Raw genomic sequence first — 16,385 nt, forward strand, 5'->3', positions numbered from 1 at the left:
ACGCCTGTCCCCCGCGGTTGGCGAACTCTTGACGACACCGGCGCGGCGTCGCGGCGGACTTCGCGCGGGCGCGGTGGCCTCGTGGCGCGGCGGCGCGGTGCTCGACCGGGCGAAGGCGGCCTCGCTGCGTCCCTGGCGCCCCCGCCGCGCTCGGCGCGCCCCCGCCGCGCGTGGCGCGGCCTTGTCGCTCCGACGTCATCGACGGCGGATGGCTTTCGCCTCGTCGCTGCGCTAGGGGAGCGACGTGTCAGGCCCTCTGATCCCTTACATCGAGCTCCCCGAGATCCCGCTCGCTTTCCTGGAGCACATCCCGCTCGTGGGGCAGCTCATCGATCCGGCGAAGCCGCCCTCGATCAAGCCGTTCGGCACGCTGGTGGCGCTCGGCGTCTACATCGGCGCCGTCGTCGCCACGCGGCACGCGCGCGAGCGGCGCCTCGACGAGAAGAAGATGAGCGAGTTCATCTTCTGGGTCGTGGCGGCCGGGTTCATCGGTGGGCACGTCCTCGACGCGATCTTCTATCACCCGCAGCGGGTCGCCCGAGATCCTCTCTACCTCTTCGCGCTCTGGGACGGCCTGTCGAGCTTCGGCGGCTTCACCGGCGCGCTGATCGGCGCCTTCGCGTGGCGCTTCTATCGCCGCGAGCGGATCATGCCCTACTGCGAGGTCGTCAACAGCGCGTTTCCGCTCGCGTGGGTGTTCGGGCGCGCGGGCTGCGCGTCGGTCCACGATCATCCGGGCCGTATTTCCGACGCATGGTTCGCGGTCCAATACCCGCTCGGGACGGGACACGTCGGCCGGTTCGATCTCGGCCTATATGAGTGTGTGCTCGCGATCCCGCTCGCGATCGCGTTCGCGGTGCTCTGGCGCCGGAACCCCCATCGTCCGCTCGGCTTCTACACCGGGATCATGTGCACCGCGTACGCTCCGGTGCGGTTCGCGCTCGATTTCCTGCGCGAGCGGGAGGGCACGGTCGTCGGCGGCGATCCGCGTTATGCCGGTCTCACTCCCGCGCAGTGGGCATGCTTCGGTCTGTTCGCGGTGGGGCTCTATTTCCTGCGCATGGCGGCGCGCGGCGAGCCGTCGAGCGCCGGGGCGAGCCCGCTGGACGGCGCTTCGCGCGTCGCGGACGACGATCCGTCCGACGAGGACGATGAGGCCGAGGCGCCTCGGGCCTCCCGCGCCCGGGCCGAGAGGTGATCCCGCACCTGGGCACCTTGGACCGGTCGTTTCGGGTTTCGGGCAGATCCACGCCGCGCGATGCGCTCATCCGCTGGGCGGCGCTGGACCGCTCGGCCCTCCCGAGCGCCGGGTTTCCCGAGCGCCGGTCTGGCGACGCCCGCCTGTGACGGAGCGCGCTCTGCGGGGTCCCTGGTCGCCTGGACCGGCGCCCCGGTTCTCCGGACCGGCGCTCGCGTGAGGGGCGAAGGCGCGGAGGGGCCCGGGACGGCTCCTTCCGGGCCTTCATTTGGCTCGCCCGCCCGTGGCGGGTCCCTTGACGCGCCAGGGGCGCCAGATATCGTGGGGTGGAGTTTGCACCAGAGGGTCGGCCCGCCGACCTTCGCTCGATTGAGCTCGGTCGCTCCTTCCGCCGACGGAGGAGCGACCGAGGCGCGCTCGCAAAAGGCTCCGCGTCATCGACATCGATCACGGAGCGAGTGGACCAAATAAGAGGGAACGCAGGGGCCAACCCCAGGTTTTTCTACAATGGCTGAAGATTCGCGTAAGTTGTTCGTGGCGGGCTTGCCCGACTCCATCACCGAAGACGTTTTGCGGCAGCTCTTCGAGGCCACCGGCGGCAACGTCGTCGAGGTCAGTCTTCCGAAAGATCGCGCGACGGGTCGTCCGCGCGGGTTCGGCTTCGTCACACTCTCGACGACCGGCGAAGCCAACGCCGCGCGCGAGTCGCTCGACGGTTCATTTCAGGGCGGCAAGTCCATCTCGGTCCGCCCCTTCCAGGCCGAGCCGCCGCGGCGCGAGGGGCGCCCGATGGGCCCCGGCGGTGGCCCCGGCGGCGGTCCAGGTGGCCCTGGCGGCGGTGGCGGTATGGGCGGCGGCGGCGGGCTGGCTGCAGCGCCCGATCGCACCCTCTACGTTGGCAATCTCCCCTACGACGCGAGCGTCGAGGAAGTCGAGGGGCTCATCGGTTCGACCGGCGCCGGTCCGGTGGTGCGGGTCCACCTCCCCATGGATCCTGACGGTCGCAAGCGCGGGTTCGGCTTCGTGACGATGGCGAGCGCCGAGGCGGCGCGCGCCGCGATCGATGCCCTGCGCGGCGTGGACGTGCGCGGTCGACGGCTCGTCGTCAACCTCGCTCACCCGAAGGGGGAGCGGCCGGCGCGCGAGGACCGTCCGGGCGGCTTCGGCGGCGGTGGCGGCGGCTTCGGCGGTGGTGGCGGCGGCTTCGCCGGCGGCGGCGGCGGCGGCGGCTTCGCCGGCGGCGGCTTCGGCGGTGGTGGTGGTGGTGGTGGTGCTCCTCCGCCGCCTGCGCGCAAGACGTTCGATGATCGCCGGCGGCGCGGCGCTCACGACGGGGACGGGCCTCCCGGGGCCGGTGGCGGCGCTGGTGGTGGCGGCCGGCGCAGCAACAACAAGAACTGGGATCGCGGTCGCACCGGTGACGACTGGGACGACGAATGAGCGCTCCCGGTTGACAACTGCATTGTTTCTCGTAGGGTAGCGCCCTCCAGACGGGCGGTCGGGCGTCGCTGATCCGGCACACGTCCTCTGGTGCCCCCCGCCGGTTGCGGTGCTAGCGCTTCCCGTGCTGCCCGTGCCTAGGTTCAACCAGGGCCGCCTGTGGAAACAGGTCGGCCCTGTCTTCGGAGACCTCCGATGCGCGACATCATCAAGCTGACGTGCGGCAACTGTGGCCGCGCGAACTACCACACGACGAAGAACAAGCGGACGATGACGGACAAGTTCGTCATCAAGAAGTTCTGCCCGACCGAGCGCAAGCACACCGAGCACAAAGAAGGCAAGATCTCGAAGGGCTAGGCCACGCTGCACCGCTGGCCGCTGCCGCCGGACCCGCGCAAGCGGGCGTCTGGTCGGGCTGCTGCGTCCTCCGCGGTGCTCGGCTTAACCTTTTTCCTTTCTAGGGCGAAGCGATGATCTTCGACTGGCTCTACGGCCTGTTCTCGAACGATCTCGCGATCGATCTCGGCACCGCAACCACCCTCATCTACGTGAAGGGCAAGGGGATCGTGTCATGCGAGCCCTCGGTGGTCGCCGTCCAGCGCGATGCTCGCGGCGGTAAGAAGGTGCTCGCCGTCGGCCGCGAGGCGAAGGAGATGCTCGGTCGCACCCCCGGCAACATCCAGGCGGTGCGACCGCTGCGCGACGGCGTCATCGCCGACTTCGAGATCACCGAGGCGATGCTCCGGTACTTCATCGCGCGCGCACACAACCGCCGCACGCTCGTCAAGCCGCGCATCATCATCTGCGTCCCGTTCGGCATCACCGAGGTCGAGAAGCGGGCGGTGAAGGAGAGCGCCGAGGGCGCTGGCGCGCGCGAGGTCTACCTCATCGAAGAGCCCATGGCGGCCGCGATCGGCGCCGGGCTGCCGATCACCGAGCCGAGCGGCAACATGGTCGTCGACATCGGCGGCGGCACGACCGAGGTCGCCGTGATCTCCCTCGCCGGCATCGTCTACTCGCAGAGCGTCCGCGTCGGCGGCGACAAGATGGACGAGTCGATCATGGCCTACATGAAGCGCAAGTACAACATGGCCATCGGCGAGCAGACCGCGGAGCGCATCAAGATCACGATCGGCAACGCGTACCCGCTCGAGCAGCAGCTCACGATGGAGGTCAAGGGGCGCGACATGGTCGCGGGCATCCCCAAGACGGTCGTCGTCAACTCCGACGAGATCCGCGACTCGCTGAGCGAGCCGACGAACGCCATCGTGGACGCCGTGCTCATCGCGCTGGAGCGCACGCCGCCCGAGCTGGCGGCCGACATCGTCGACAAGGGCATCGTGCTCACCGGCGGCGGCTCGCTCCTCAAGAACCTCGACGTGCTCCTCCGCGAGGAGACGGGGTTGCCCGTGATGGTGTGCGATGACCCGATCAGCGCCGTGGTGCTCGGCAGCGGCAAGGCGCTGGATCACCTCGAGCTCTTGAAAGAGGTCACGATCAGCTGAGGGTCGTCTTCGTGTCCCGCCCGTGAGCACGCCGGCGGGGGTGTTTGCGGCGCGCGGCGAGCCGCCCCGCGCCGGGGTGGGCGCCGCGCGCGGCGTCGAGAGGGGTGGCCTCGCGGGGCGCCTCGTACTACCTGGGTCCGGGAGCCACGGTGAACCTCAAACGCTACCGCGACTTCGTGATCGTGCTGTTGGCGCTCGCGGTGCCGTTCTGGTTCCTGCGCGCCAGCATGCGCGACCCCAAGCAGAACACGGGGGCCGACCGGATCATCATCAGCATCGCGGCGCCGATCCAGTACGCGGCCGCGACGCTGGCGCGCGGGATCTCGAACCTCTGGGGCGACTACATCTACCTGGTCGACGTCAAGGAAGACAACGCCAGGCAGGCCTCGCAGATCGCCCGCCTCCGAGAGCGGGTGCGGAAGCTCGAGGCGCTCGAGGAAGAGAACCGCCGCCTGCGCAGGCTGCTCGACCTGCGCCAGAGCCTCCGGACCGACGTGGTGAGCGCCCAGGTCGTCGGTAAGAGCACCAACGATTTCTTCCGGGTGGTTCGCGTCACGCTCGATCGCGAGGCGCGGGACATCGGCTCCAACTTGCCGGTCCTCTCCGCGGACGGCGTCGTCGGCACCACGCTGAAGAGCGCCGGCGACACGGTCGACGTGCGGCTCGTCGTCGACGGGGGCAGCGGCGTCGACGTGGTGGTCGAGCGCACCGGCGCGCGCGGCTTCGTCCGCGGCACGGGCGACGAGAGCAAGTACTCCTGCAGCGTCGAGTACGTGCAGCGCACCGACGAGATCGAGGTCGGCGATCTGCTCGTGACGAGCGGCGTCGGCCGGCGCTTCCCGAAGGGGATCCCGGTCGGGACCGTGACGCAGGTCGTCCGTCGCGACTTCGGCATCTACCAGCAGGTGTACGTCGCGCCGGCGGTCGATTTCTCCCGGCTGGAGGAGGTGCTCATCGTGACGACGACACCTCCGGAGGAGACGCCCCCCCAGGCGCAGCGGAGGTGACGCGATGAGAAACTCCGCGTTCCTGGCGATGGGGGCCGCCCTGCTGATCCTTCAGTCGAACCTGTTCCGGCTCATCGGCAAGCTGAACATCCCGGGCTCCACGCCGAGCCTGCTCCTGCCGCTCGTCGTGTTCATGGGGGTGCACGAGTACTCGATCGCGCGGGGCGCCGCGCTCGCGTTCCTGCTCGGGTACCTGCTCGATCTCTTCACCGGCGCGCCGGTCGGCCTGTTCACCTTCATCACCGTCGCGACCTTCGTCGTCTCGCGGGCGGCCGGCGTGCGGCTCGCCGCGCAGACGCTCCTCACGAAGATCGCGCTGGCCTTCGTCTTCGGCCTCGTCGAGGGGGTGCTCATCGTGATCCTCACCGCCATCTTCGGGGGCGACGCGGCGCGCACCCGCGCGCTCGCCCGGCTCGTCGCGCCGCACGCCGTCTCGACGGCGCTGTTCGCGCCGTTCGTCTTCCGGCTGGCCGAGCGCGTGCACCAGGCGACGATCAACGTCCCGCGGCCAGGGGAGAGCCCGCGGTGAGCCTGCTCGTCCAGCGCTCCGACGTGAGCGAGTTCCGCCGGCGCTTCCGGTGGATCGCGCTCGGCATGGTCGTCGGATTCATGGTGCTGCTCGGGCGCCTGTTCTACCTGCAGATCCTCGAGGTCGACGAGAACAAGGCCATCGCTCGCGAGAACATCGTTCGGCGCGTGACGCTCGCGACCACGCGCGGGATCATCCGGGACAAGAACGGCAAGGTGCTCGCGGCGAGCCGGCCGTCGTACAACGTCTACGTCGTCCCGCGGCGCCTCGACATGGAGACGATCTGGCCGAAGCTCGTCGAGTACCTCGGCATCGGGATCGAGGAGCGCGTCCGGCTGGAGGCGCTGATCACCTCGATCCGCGCCGACGAGGGCCCGCGCAAGAACCAGCAGATCCTGCTCAAAGAGGACATCTCGCGCGACGCCGTGGCGACCTTGGCGACGCACGACGCCGAGCTGCCGGGGGTCGACGTGGTGCCCGTCCCGGTGCGCTACTACCCGTACGAGGAGGTCGGCTCGCACGTCCTCGGCTACATGGCCGAGGTGGACGCCGAGCGGCTCGCGTCGCTCCGCAGCGTCGGGTACATCGAGGGCGATCGCATCGGCGTCACCGGCATCGAGCGCGCCTGGGAGAGCTACCTGCGCGGCACGCGCGGCTGGGAGAAGGTGCTCGTCGACGCCAAGGGGCGGCGCAGGACGGGCGGCGACGGGATCATCGAGGAGCCGCGGCGGGTGGACCCGATCCCCGGCCGCGATCTCCGGCTGACGCTCGACGCCGACATCCAGAAGGCGATCGACAAGGCGATGCGCGGCGAGCTCGCCGGCGGCGTCGCGGTCATCGACGTGCGCACCGGGCGGATCCTCGGGCTGTACTCGAAGCCCGGCTACAACCCGAACGCGCTCTCCGGCGGCTCGGGGAAGCAGGTCATCCGCGACGCGTTCCGGAGGCTCTACTCGGATCCGCTGAAGCCCGCGCTCGACAAGACGCTGTCCGGGGCGTACCCGCCCGGCTCGACGTTCAAGCCGTTCACCGCGCTCGCGGCGCTCGAGAAGGGGCTCATCGATCCCCGCCAGTCCTCGCGGTGCCGGGGCGCGCTGACGTTCGGCAAGCGCACCTTCCGGTGCACGCACGTGCACGGGCCGGTCGCGATGCAGCAGGCGATCGCCGAGTCGTGCAACGTCTACTTCTACCGGCTGGCGGCGGAGTACGGCGTCGGCATGGACGTCATCGCGGAGATGGGCCAGCGCTACGGGCTCGGCGCGCGGACGGGGCTCGGTATCAACGCCGAGGCGGGGGGCAGGATGCCCACCCGGGCGTGGATGACGCTCCGGAACAAGGGCCAGTTCCGGCTCGGGTTCGGCCTGAACGCGGCGATCGGCCAGGGCGCGACGACGGTCACGGTGCTCCAGCTCGCGCTCGCGTACGCGGCGCTCGCGAACGGCGGCACGCTGTACCAGCCGCAGATCGTGCGGGCTGTCGAGACGAGCGCCGGCACGGTCGTCCAGGAGTTCACGCCGCGCGTGCGCCGCCAGATCGACATCCGGCCGGAGAACCTCTCCCTCGTGCACCGGGCGATGGTCGCCGGCGTGAACGAGGAGGGCGGCACGGCGTTCAAGGCGCGCGTCGCGGGCGTGGAGATGGCGGGCAAGACGGGGACCGCGCAGGTCTCGCACCGGCTCACCCGCGGCGTCGAGGCCGAGCGGGTCTGGTACTTCAACCGCGAGCACGCCTGGTTCGCCGGCTACGCGCCGACGCGCTCGCCCGAGGTCGCCGTGGTCGTGCTCGTCGAGCACGGCGGCACGGGCGGCAAGCACGCGGCGCCGGTCGCCTTCGAGGTCGTCCGCGCGTACCAGGAGCTCGCGAAGGAGCGCCGCGGCGGCCCGAACGAGGGGCCGCGCGCGGGCAAGAGCAGCGCGGGCCGCGCGCCCGCCGCGTCGGGGCGCACGCCATGATCCGGGGTGACTCTCTCTCTTCGCGCGATCGCGATCATTTCGACTGGCCGCTCTTCATCGCCGCGGTGGCCATCGCGGTGCTCGGCGTCGTCAACCTCTACAGCGCGACGAGCGTCTACTCCGGCGCGCGCGCGGAGCTCTACATCAGCCAGGTGTACTGGCTGTTCATGGGCGGCATCATCGGCGGCGTGCTGATCGCGCTCGACTACCGGCACCTCGAGCGCCTCGGCTACGTGCTCTACACGTTCGGCGTCTTCTCGCTGGCGCTCGTCTTCGTGCTCGCGCGCGACGTACGCGGCTCCGCCCGGTGGATCGAGTTCGGCGCGTTCCGGTTCCAGCCCAGCGAGTTCATGAAGGTGTTCCTGGTCATCGCGCTGGCGAAGTTCCTGCACGACGATCCGCGCAACGAGGGCCGCACCCTCCGCGATCTGGCGATCCCGGCGGCGCTGACGGCGGTCCCTGCGCTCCTCGTGCTCAAGCAGCCCGATCTCGGGACGGCGACCATCCTCGTGTTCGTGTTCCTGACGATCGCGGCGGTCACGCGCGTGCGGTGGAGGAGCGCCGCGCTGTTCGTCGTGTCCATCGCGGTGGCGATCCCGATCATCTGGGAGTACGTGCTGCTCGACTACCAGCGCGCGCGCGTGCTCGTGTTCCTCCACCCCGAGGAGGACCTCCTGCACCGCGGCTGGCACGCCCACCATTCGCGCGTGGCGATCGGCAACGGCGGGCTGTTCGGCAACGGATACCTCCGGGGCACGCAGAACCAGTTCCTCTTCCTGCCGGATCAGTTCTCCGACTTCCCGTTCCCTGTCTTCGCCGAGGAGTGGGGGTTCGTCGGGGGCGTGGTGCTCGTGTGCCTCTATGCGTTCCTGGTCGTGTGGGGGATCCGCATCGCGTCGATGGCGAAGGACCGCTTCGGCGCGGTGCTCGGCGTCGGCTGCGCGGCGATCATCTTCTGGCACGCGGTCATCAACCTCGGCATGACCTCGGGCGTTCTGCCGGTCGTCGGCGTCGGGCTGCCCCTGTTCTCGTACGGCGGATCGAGCGTGACCACGGTGATGGTGGCGATCTCGCTGCTCATGAGCGTGTCGATGCGCCGCTACTCCGGCGTCGCCTCGCTCGATCGGCTGTGACGGCGCGGCGGGCGTGCTCCCGCCGTAGGGACCGCGTCAAATCGCGCTTTCTGCGAGCCGCGCCTCGATGACGAACGCGAAGGCCTTGAGCGCGTCGCGCTCGGTGATCTCGCCGCCAGCGCGCGCTCTGCGGACCACGGCGCGAAAGCCGAGGTAGCGGCGCCCGTCCAGGCCGAGCAGCGCCGGCACCGTCGCTGGATCGCGCGCCGTGCCGCTCGAGCCCGCGAGCTCCGCCGCCTTGTCGAAGATCCCCGCGACGAGCGCGTCGCAGCGCTCGAGCGCGATGGCATACCGCTCCGCGGCGATCGTCGCCTCGATCTCCGCGATCGCCTCCCGCTCGGCGGTCGGCCAGAGCGCGACGAACGAGAGGCCCGGCTGGGCGAGGTGCCTCGTCGCCGCGGACGGGCCGTCCGCGCGCGCGGTCGCCGGAGCGTCCGCCGGCGCGACCAGCCTCCGGGCGGCGAGCCGCAGCGACGAAGGGAGCCCGCGGCTCACCGGATCCCTGACGCCGGCGCTGCGCGGCGCGAGCTCGCCGCCAGGTGACGCGGCTACGCCGGGCGCGGCCGCGCCCTCGCTCGGATCGCCGATCGTCGAGTCCGGTGGCATCGTCGACCACGGCTTGCTGGGCGGCGCGAGCCGCGAGATCACCGCGTCGAGCGGCGCCGACGGCGGCGGCGACGCGTCGCGCAGGGCGGTGGCGAGCCCGCCCTCGATCGCGTCGAACCCGCCCAGCCCGCTCCCCATCGCGTCGGGCAGGCGGCTCTCGAAGGCGCGCAGGACCGCGGCGCTGATCTCCTCGAGCCCCTCGTAGAGCCCGAGCCCCGTCTTCGCCGACGTGGCCAGCGAGAAGACGCGGGACGGGTTCAACATCGCGTCGAGCTCCGAGAGCGGCAGCAAACCGGGCAAATCGCGCTTGTTGTGCTGGAAAATGTGCGGGACGTGCTCCAGCGCCCGTCCCTGCTCGGCGAGGTTCTCGCGCAGGTTCTCCATGCTCTCCATGTTGGCGTCGGCGCGAACGGCCTGCGAATCGCTGACGAACACGATGCCGTCGGCGCCCGTGAGCACAAGCTTTCGGGTCGCGTTGAAGTAGACCTGCCCTGGCACCGTGAAGAGCTGGAGCCTCACGTTCATCCCGCGCAGCTGCGGGAGCCGGACCGGCAAGAAGTCGAAGTAGAGCGTTCGATCGACCGGCGTCGCGAGGGAGACGAGCTTGCCGCGGTACTCGGGCTTTGCCGTGGCGTGCAAGTACTCCAGCGTGGTCGTCTTGCCGCCTAGGCCGGGCCCGTAATAGACGATCTTGAAGACGAGCTCGCGCGACAGTGGGTTCACCGACGCCATGGGCGGCGGCGACGATACACGAAAAGGCGAACGAGAGCGCCGGGGTGTGCGCGGGCGCATGAAAACCAGGCGCGCACCCCGCGTGCCCGCAAGGGCGGGGCACCGGAGGTGCGGCCGGCGCGGCGCGCCGTCAGCGGAGGCCGACGAGCGGCTCGAACTTGTCCTTCTGGCCGATCTGGAGCATGAGCGCGACCTGGCCCCGCTGCGCCTGGAAGTAATCGAGCCGCAGCCGGTGCGTCCCCTCCGTGAGGCGGGCCTCGCCGTCCACGGTCTTCGCGCTGTGGACTCCGTCGTTCGCGACCACGCGCTTGTCGTCGATGTAGAGGACCGCGCCGTCGTCCGAGGTGAGCCTGAGCTGGAACACGCCTTCCTGGGGCGCCTTGAACTCGCCCTCGAACCGGATCGCGAACCACTCGTTCTGCGCGAGCGCGCCTGGGAAGCCGCCGGAGAAGTCCTGCGACTTCACCTCGAACTTGTCCGTGTACAGCACCGCGAACGGCACGAGCCCGTCGAAGGTCGGGAGCTTCTGGGTGTTCTCGGGGATCACGTACGCGAGCCCCCGGAAGGCGCCGCCCTCCCCGTTGCCGAACGCGTTCGGGGCGGTGATGCGCGGCGCGTTGTTCGTGGGCAGGCGCCACTTCGGGGTCCTGCGCCGCTCGGGCTCCGGGTCGGGCTTGGCCGGCTTGCGCGACCGGGGGGCCTTCTTGGCGGGCGGCGGGGGCGGCGGCGAGGCCTCTGCCGGCGTATTGCCGCTCTGGATGGTGACATGGCAGCCGCTGAGGAGAGACGCGGCAAGCACGCACGAGGCGATGTGCGACGAGGTTCGGACCATGACGTCTCCTGAGAGGGAACGGACGGATTGGCCCGTCCCCACGTGAATGCGAGGATGGCGCTTAGACGTTCGAGCCGTGCGCCGCAATCAGCGTCACGTCGCGTCAGGGGCCCCCGGCACGAGCGAGCCCGCCGGTCGAGCCCCGAGCGCCTCGAGCGCGTCCTCGGGAAACCCCTTGGCTTGGCCGTGCAGCACGGGCCCGGGCGCCTCCTGCCGCGCGTTCCCGTCGAGCGATTCTGCGGCGCGCCAGACCGACGAGCGCTGGGCGAGCGCGAGCGCGGCGAGGCAGGCGAGCACGCTGGCGAGCGCGCCGGCGTTCATCACGCCCTCGTACCGGCCCCGCGCGGGGCCCGCGTAGCTCAGCCCGAGCAGCGCGCCGCTCACGAGGCCCCCGATGTGCGCGGCGTTGTTGATGCGGATTCCCGTGCTCGACGCGTTCACGACGAAGCCGAAGAGGACGATGTAGAACACGGCCTGGAGCGCGAGGTCCTTCCATCGCGGGTCGCGGCGGCGGAGCAGCCAGCCGAGCAGGAGGCCCATCACGCCGAACACGGCGCCGCTCGCGCCCGCGGTGCACACGACCTCGGGCTGCACGAAGAGGTTCCATGCGGCGCTCGCGCCGAAGCCGAACAGGCCCGTGAGCACGTACGCGATCGCGAACCGCGCCGAGCCGACGGCGGGCTCGGCGGCGCGGGCGAGCATGCCGAGCGTCACCATGTTCATGCCGAAGTGGAGGACGCCCATGTGGACGAAGACCGCGGAGAGCAGCCGGAACGGCTCGAAGGGCACGCCGGGCGCGAGGAGGAGGGCGCCGAAGCGGAGGTAGCTCGACGTGTCCCACGCCGAGAGGAGGCCGAGATCGCGGGAGTGCGCGGCCATCAGCTGGCCGACGAACACAAACGCCGTGAGCCCGCCCAGGATCTTGGTCGCGAGCAGGCTTCGCCCGTCGAGGCGTCCTCGGGTGGGCGCGGCGTGGGCAGGAGGCGCGAGGAGCGGCGCGCCGCAGCGGATGCAGCGGCTGAAGTCGCCGCCGTTGAGGGCGCCGCAGCGCGCGCAGTGCAGCGAGCGCCTCCTTTCGCCGGACGGCCCCGCCGTCACAGGGCGGTCCCGAAGCGCTGCCCGGCGCCGGGGTGTGGGGGGGACCTGAACGCTGTATCGAGGGTCACCTGGGCTCCTTTCACGCCGGACGCTCGGCGTGGAGGCCGGCACAATGTGGCGGCTCCTGGCCGTAAGGTCCACGGGTTTGGGCCGTTGTCGAGGGGTGAATGCCGTGGCCCTCCCGCGCTCGGTTCCGCCTGCCGGCGCGCGCGCCCTCCTCGCGGGGGGCGCGCGGCGGCTCGCCGGCGGCGCGCAGGCGCTCCTGGACCGCGGGGCGCGCCGACCCGAGAGGGGCGCGAGGCGGACACCGGTGCGCTCCGTTCTGCGTCCGGGTATCGTCGCCGCTGTGACGGCGGTGGCAGCAGCGAGGCCCGATCTCGAGGCGGAGCGCCTGCTGTGCGAGCGCGCGGCGCAGGGCGATCGCCTCGCGCTCGGGCAGCTGCTCCGCAAGTACGGGCCAGCGCTGTACCGCGCGGTGCTGTTGCCCCGCCTCGGCTCCGACGCGGCCGCGCAGGACGCTCTGGCCGAGACGTACGCGCGCGTGATCGAGCGGTTCTACCAGTTCCAGTGGCAGAGCTGCGGCATCTATCCCTGGCTCCGCGTCATCGCGCTGCGCATCGCGCTCGACATGCTCCGCGCGCGCCGCCGCGAGGCGCTCTTCGAGCCCGAGGATCTCCAGCGCGAGATCGACGCCGCGGAGACCGACCTCACCGCGCGTGGAGAGGCCGAGCTCTGCGAGAAGCGCGATCTCGCGGACGCGCGGGCGCGCGTCGAGGACGCGCTCGGGCGCCTCAACCCCCGTTACGCCGAGGCGATCCGGCTACGGGTGCTCGAGGAGCGGCCCCGCGACGAGGTGGCCCTCGCGCTCGGGGTCAGCGTGGCGACGTTCGATGTCGTCCTGCACCGCGCCATGACCGCGTTGAAGAAGGCGATCGCCGCGCCGCGCGCGGAGCGCGAGGAAGGAGCGCGATGAAGCCGCGGTTGCCCTCGGATCCGCGTTCGCCGCCGACCGGCGACGGGCCCCTGGAGCGCCGCGCCGGCGCGGATCGCGGCCGGCGGCTCGCGCTCGTCGTGCCCGTCGCGGAGCCCGTCGCGCCTGCGTCCGACGACGAGCTGGGCGCGGCGCGCGCGCTCGCGGAGGCGCTCGATCGCGGCGAGGTCCCGCTCGCGGACGCGCTCAGGGCGGCGGCCCGCCCCGACGGGCTCGACAGGGCGGACCACGAGGCGCTGCTCGCGCGCGCGCTCGGCGACGAGGGCGCGCCGCCGACCAAGGCCGAGCTGCGCGCCGCCGAGCGCCTGCGGGAGGCGCTCGAGCCCCGCGCCGCTGCCGGCGGTGGTCCGGGGCGGGGCGGCGGCTCCGGCGGCGAGGGGGCGCTCGGCTCGCCTGATGCACGCGACGATCTCGCGGAGCTCGCTGTCGCGCTCCGGGCTGCGTGGCGTCCGGCGGCGCTCCCGGAGCTCCCGGGGCGCGCGCTCATCGACCAGGCCCTCCGCGCCTCGCCCGCGCGCGGCCCCCGGCGCATCGCGCCGGTGACGATGGCGGCGCTCTCGACCCTCGCCGCGGCCGCGGCGGCCGTGGCGCTGATCGTCGGCCAGATCAGGGAGGAGCGCGCCTCCGTCGCGCGCGCGCCCGCGGCCGGTGCTCCGGCCGCGGCGCTCGCCGCGCGGCCCCTGCTGATCGAGGCGCGCTCGACCGCCGCGCTCTTCGATCCGGCCGCGCCCTTTCCGCGGGAGGGCGGTCAGACGGAGCGGATCGATCGCATCGCCGCCGCGCGCGCGTCCGATCTGCGCCAGAACCGCTACGCGGCGTGGGGGGTGCGCTGATGCGGGGCCCGCACCTCGTCGCCGTCTGCCTGGGGCTCTTCGCGGCGGCGCACCTCGGGTGCGCCCCGGGCGACGAGCGGGCGCGCGCTGCCGGGGGCCCGGGCGATCCGGGGTGCGCGTGCGCCCCGGCCCAGGTCGTCGATCCCACGCTCCTCGCCTTCCTCTCGAGGACGCGCGCGGCGCACCATGCCGCCGACGTCGCGCTCGGCGCCGGCGATCGCGCCGCTGCGCTCCGCGCCCTGGAGGGGATCATCGCCGCGCCGAGGCCGCCGGGGGCGCCGCCGGAGGTCGCCGAGGTGACGGCGGACACGTACGCCCGGCTGGCGGAGCTCCGGAGCGAGGCCGGCGAGTTCGACGCCGCGGCGCGCGACATCGACGCGGGCCTCCGGTTGGCGCCGGCGCCTTCTCATTATCAAGGCCACCTCTACGAGGTCGCGGGCGTGGTCGAGGAGCGCCGCGCGAAGGCGCTCGAAGCGAAGGGGGATCGCGAGGCGGCGACGCAGGCCCGCGCGCGGGCGGTCGGGCTGCTGGAGCGGGCGATCTCGATCCAGGACCAGGTGATCACCGAGGCCCTGACGGGCCCCGGGGAAAAGCCGCGCTGAAGGGCGCGCTCGCCGTGGTCTGCAATTGCGACGGGCGCGCGTTCGTCGTTAGACTCGAGCGGGAGGGGGCCGCCGCTCGACCCGATGACGTTCCGTGTTCCAAGGCCGAAGCCCGGGTACGATCTCAAATCGCTCCCGCTGAAACCCGCGGAGGCGTTCCTCCTGTCCCGCATCGACGGCGTCCTGACGGATCGGGATCTGTCCTTGATCACGGGAATGTCGCACGGCGATACCGTCGAGGCGCTGCGCCGCTTGCGCGACCTCGGCGCGATCCTCCTGGATGGGGAGCCGTCCGGACAGCCTCCGCCGCGGGACGCCGCGCGGCGCGCGGCCGCGGTGGATCCGGAGAAGACGATGCCGTCCGGGTCCGAGGCCGTCCCGCTCGGCCGGGACGCGCTGCAGCAGATGGAGTCCCTGCCGCTCTACGATCCCGCCGAGCTCGACGAGCCGGTCGAGCTCGCCTCCGACCGGAAGCGGCGGATCCTCGACCTCTACTACCGCCTCGAGGATCTCAGCTATTACGCGCTGCTCGGCGTCCAGGATCAGGCGGACAAGAAGCAGATCAAGAGCGCCTACTACCAGCTCGCGCCGGAGTTCCATCCGGACACCTACTTCCGGAAGCAGCTCGGCTCCTACAAGCCGAAGATCGAGGCCATCTTCACGCGCATCACGCTGGCGCACGACACGCTGACGTCGAAGCAGCGGCGCGCCGAGTACGACGCGTACCTCGAGCAGACCCACAAGAACCGGACGATGGCGGCGCTGATCGAGCAGACGCCGCGCGACATCGCCACGATAACTACCGCCGTCGACGCCACGGTGCGCGCCGCGTTCGCCGATCCGCGCGACATGGGCGCGTCGCCCGGGCGTTATTCCTCCGAGCGCGCGCCCGCGGAGCAGGGCGCGTCCGCTGTGTCCTCCGGTGCCGCCGCGCCGGTTCAGCCGTCGCCGGCGCAGCCGCGCGCAGGAGGAGGCTCGCCCGACAACGGAGGCGCGCCGGCGCGGAGCGCAGCGCCGGCCACGCCTGTCGCGCCTGCCCCCACCGCCAAGGATCGGCGTGAGACGTTCGCGCGCAAGCTCACCGGAGGCTTGCGGCGCGCTCCGCCGGGGGCGCCCTCTGCGTCGGCGGCCGCTGCGTCCGGGGCAGCTGCAACGCCTGCCGCGGTGACCGCTGCGCCTCGGGCGGCCACCCCGCCGGCCGTGGCGACCGCTGCGCCTGGAACGGCCGTCGTGCCAGCTGCGGCGGCAGGCGCCCCTGCGGCGCCTCCGAAGATCCCTTCCGGCGTGCGTTCGCCGGAGTCGATACGGGCGGTCGAGGCGCTCAAGGCGCGTTACGAGAACGCCCGCAACGAGGCGCTCCGGAGCCAGATCGCGCGGTACTCCGACGTGGCTCGGGCCGCGCTCGAGCGGAGCGAGTTCGCGAGCGCGGCCAACGCGTACCGGATCGCCGCGTCGCTGGCTCCGGAGGACGCAGAGCTCCAGAGGGCGTCGGCCGAGGTGGAGCGCCTCGCGGCGGTGGCGCTGGCGGACGGGTACCTCAAGCAGGCCGAGTACGAGGCACAGACCGGCCGCTGGGTCGAGGCGGCGCTGAGCTACGTGAAGGTGTGCAACGGTCGCCCGGACGACGCCGGCGCGCACGAGCGGGTCGCGCATGCGACGCTCCAGGCCGGGGAGAGCTCGCGGCGGGCGGTGGAGTTTGCGCGGCGGGCGGTGGAGCTCGTGCCCGCCTCCGTGGAGTACCGGATCACGCTCGCGCTGTCGTACGCGGCCGCGGGGCTCGCGAAGAGCGCGGCCGGCGAGCTCGAACGCGCCGCCGAGCTCGCAGGGAACGATGGTAGGCTGCGCGGTCTCGTCGCGCAGGCGCGCGAGCAGGCCAAACAGCAGGGGAAGCAAGTCTAGCGCCGGCCCTTACAGAAGGCGCGTCGGC

15 protein-coding genes are annotated in these 16,385 nt (G+C 72.0%); 12 read left to right on the top strand and 3 right to left on the bottom strand.

Going from position 1 to position 16,385, the window contains the following annotated elements; genetic code table 11:
• Positions 1–244 precede the first annotated feature (244 nt).
• The 8 genes from WMF12_RS12545 to rodA all read left to right on the top strand — a co-directional run bounded on the left by WMF12_RS12545 (position 245) and on the right by rodA (position 8,764).
• On the top strand, positions 245–1,198 hold the full coding sequence (locus WMF12_RS12545) for a prolipoprotein diacylglyceryl transferase (protein WP_012235037.1): 954 nt from the start codon (positions 245–247) through the stop codon (positions 1,196–1,198).
• Between the two features lie 507 nt (positions 1,199–1,705).
• Entirely contained in the window at positions 1,706–2,638 is a 933-nt protein-coding gene (locus WMF12_RS12550; RefSeq protein ID WP_437871110.1) for an RNA recognition motif domain-containing protein, read from the top strand.
• Between the two features lie 195 nt (positions 2,639–2,833).
• Positions 2,834–2,995 (top strand): 50S ribosomal protein L33, encoded by a 162-nt coding sequence (gene rpmG / locus WMF12_RS12555; RefSeq protein WP_012235039.1) that lies wholly within the window; start codon positions 2,834–2,836, stop codon positions 2,993–2,995.
• A 113-nt stretch (positions 2,996–3,108) separates the two neighbouring features.
• Positions 3,109–4,143 (top strand): rod shape-determining protein, encoded by a 1,035-nt coding sequence (locus tag WMF12_RS12560; RefSeq protein WP_276598056.1) that lies wholly within the window; start codon positions 3,109–3,111, stop codon positions 4,141–4,143.
• Positions 4,144–4,292: 149 nt separating this feature from the next.
• Complete coding sequence (gene mreC / locus WMF12_RS12565) at positions 4,293–5,150, top strand: rod shape-determining protein MreC (RefSeq protein ID WP_437535265.1); 858 nt, start codon at positions 4,293–4,295, stop codon at positions 5,148–5,150.
• 4 nt (positions 5,151–5,154) lie between these two features.
• Positions 5,155–5,679, top strand: a complete 525-nt coding sequence (locus WMF12_RS12570; protein ID WP_272103239.1) for a hypothetical protein — start codon at positions 5,155–5,157, stop codon at positions 5,677–5,679.
• Positions 5,676–7,631 carry a penicillin-binding protein 2 gene (gene mrdA, locus WMF12_RS12575; RefSeq protein ID WP_437871118.1) on the top strand — a complete coding sequence of 652 codons (1,956 nt, stop codon included), beginning with the start codon at positions 5,676–5,678 and terminating at the stop codon, positions 7,629–7,631. Before WMF12_RS12570 ends, mrdA begins: the two co-directional genes overlap by 4 nt.
• Entirely contained in the window at positions 7,628–8,764 is a 1,137-nt protein-coding gene (gene rodA / locus WMF12_RS12580; protein WP_437745876.1) for a rod shape-determining protein RodA, read from the top strand. The genes mrdA and rodA overlap by 4 nt, the downstream gene beginning before the upstream one ends.
• 36 nt (positions 8,765–8,800) lie before the next feature.
• On the opposite strand, the gene WMF12_RS12585 is transcribed toward rodA, so the two are convergent.
• From WMF12_RS12585 to WMF12_RS12595, 3 genes are all read right to left on the bottom strand, one after another.
• Positions 8,801–10,102, bottom strand: a complete 1,302-nt coding sequence (locus WMF12_RS12585) for an ADP-ribosylation factor-like protein (RefSeq protein ID WP_437871128.1) — start codon at positions 10,100–10,102, stop codon at positions 8,801–8,803.
• 130 nt (positions 10,103–10,232) lie between these two features.
• On the bottom strand, positions 10,233–10,934 hold the full coding sequence (locus tag WMF12_RS12590; RefSeq protein ID WP_437745878.1) for a PA14 domain-containing protein: 702 nt from the start codon (positions 10,932–10,934) through the stop codon (positions 10,233–10,235).
• A 93-nt stretch (positions 10,935–11,027) separates the two neighbouring features.
• The gene (locus WMF12_RS12595; protein WP_437871138.1) at positions 11,028–12,032 is read right to left on the bottom strand and encodes a rhomboid family intramembrane serine protease; all 1,005 of its coding nucleotides are present in this window, start codon (positions 12,030–12,032) and stop codon (positions 11,028–11,030) included.
• A gap of 172 nt (positions 12,033–12,204) precedes the next feature.
• Here WMF12_RS12595 and WMF12_RS12600 point away from each other — a divergent pair, with 172 nt between their 5' ends.
• The 4 genes from WMF12_RS12600 (at position 12,205) to WMF12_RS12615 (ending at position 16,357) form a co-directional block, all read left to right on the top strand.
• Positions 12,205–13,005: an RNA polymerase sigma factor gene (locus WMF12_RS12600; protein WP_437871146.1), complete on the top strand. Its 801-nt coding sequence runs from the start codon at positions 12,205–12,207 to the stop codon at positions 13,003–13,005.
• A complete protein-coding gene (locus WMF12_RS12605) occupies positions 13,002–13,856 on the top strand; it encodes a hypothetical protein (RefSeq protein ID WP_437745881.1) in 855 nt (284 codons plus the stop codon). Before WMF12_RS12600 ends, WMF12_RS12605 begins: the two co-directional genes overlap by 4 nt.
• Positions 13,856–14,458, top strand: coding sequence for a hypothetical protein (locus tag WMF12_RS12610; RefSeq protein WP_437871150.1), 603 nt, complete (start codon positions 13,856–13,858; stop codon positions 14,456–14,458). The genes WMF12_RS12605 and WMF12_RS12610 overlap by 1 nt, the downstream gene beginning before the upstream one ends.
• Positions 14,459–14,542: 84 nt before the next feature.
• Positions 14,543–16,357, top strand: coding sequence for a DnaJ domain-containing protein (locus WMF12_RS12615; RefSeq protein WP_437871158.1), 1,815 nt, complete (start codon positions 14,543–14,545; stop codon positions 16,355–16,357).
• Positions 16,358–16,385 lie beyond the last annotated feature (28 nt).

This window comes from Sorangium sp. So ce363 (assembly GCF_051520435.1).
In the GTDB taxonomy this organism is placed as follows: domain Bacteria; phylum Myxococcota_A; class Polyangia; order Polyangiales; family Polyangiaceae; genus Sorangium; species Sorangium cellulosum_B.

Coding starts and splice junctions, on each gene's coding strand:
- WMF12_RS12570 (WP_272103239.1), top strand. CDS start 5,155: ATGAGAAACTCCGCGTTCCTGGCGATGGGGGCCGCCCTGCTGATCCTT.
- WMF12_RS12590 (WP_437745878.1), bottom strand. CDS start 10,934: ATGGTCCGAACCTCGTCGCACATCGCCTCGTGCGTGCTTGCCGCGTCT.
- WMF12_RS12610 (WP_437871150.1), top strand. CDS start 13,856: ATGCGGGGCCCGCACCTCGTCGCCGTCTGCCTGGGGCTCTTCGCGGCG.
- WMF12_RS12605 (WP_437745881.1), top strand. CDS start 13,002: ATGAAGCCGCGGTTGCCCTCGGATCCGCGTTCGCCGCCGACCGGCGAC.
- WMF12_RS12615 (WP_437871158.1), top strand. CDS start 14,543: ATGACGTTCCGTGTTCCAAGGCCGAAGCCCGGGTACGATCTCAAATCG.
- WMF12_RS12550 (WP_437871110.1), top strand. CDS start 1,706: ATGGCTGAAGATTCGCGTAAGTTGTTCGTGGCGGGCTTGCCCGACTCC.
- rpmG (WP_012235039.1), top strand. CDS start 2,834: ATGCGCGACATCATCAAGCTGACGTGCGGCAACTGTGGCCGCGCGAAC.
- WMF12_RS12560 (WP_276598056.1), top strand. CDS start 3,109: ATGATCTTCGACTGGCTCTACGGCCTGTTCTCGAACGATCTCGCGATC.
- WMF12_RS12585 (WP_437871128.1), bottom strand. CDS start 10,102: ATGGCGTCGGTGAACCCACTGTCGCGCGAGCTCGTCTTCAAGATCGTC.
- rodA (WP_437745876.1), top strand. CDS start 7,628: ATGATCCGGGGTGACTCTCTCTCTTCGCGCGATCGCGATCATTTCGAC.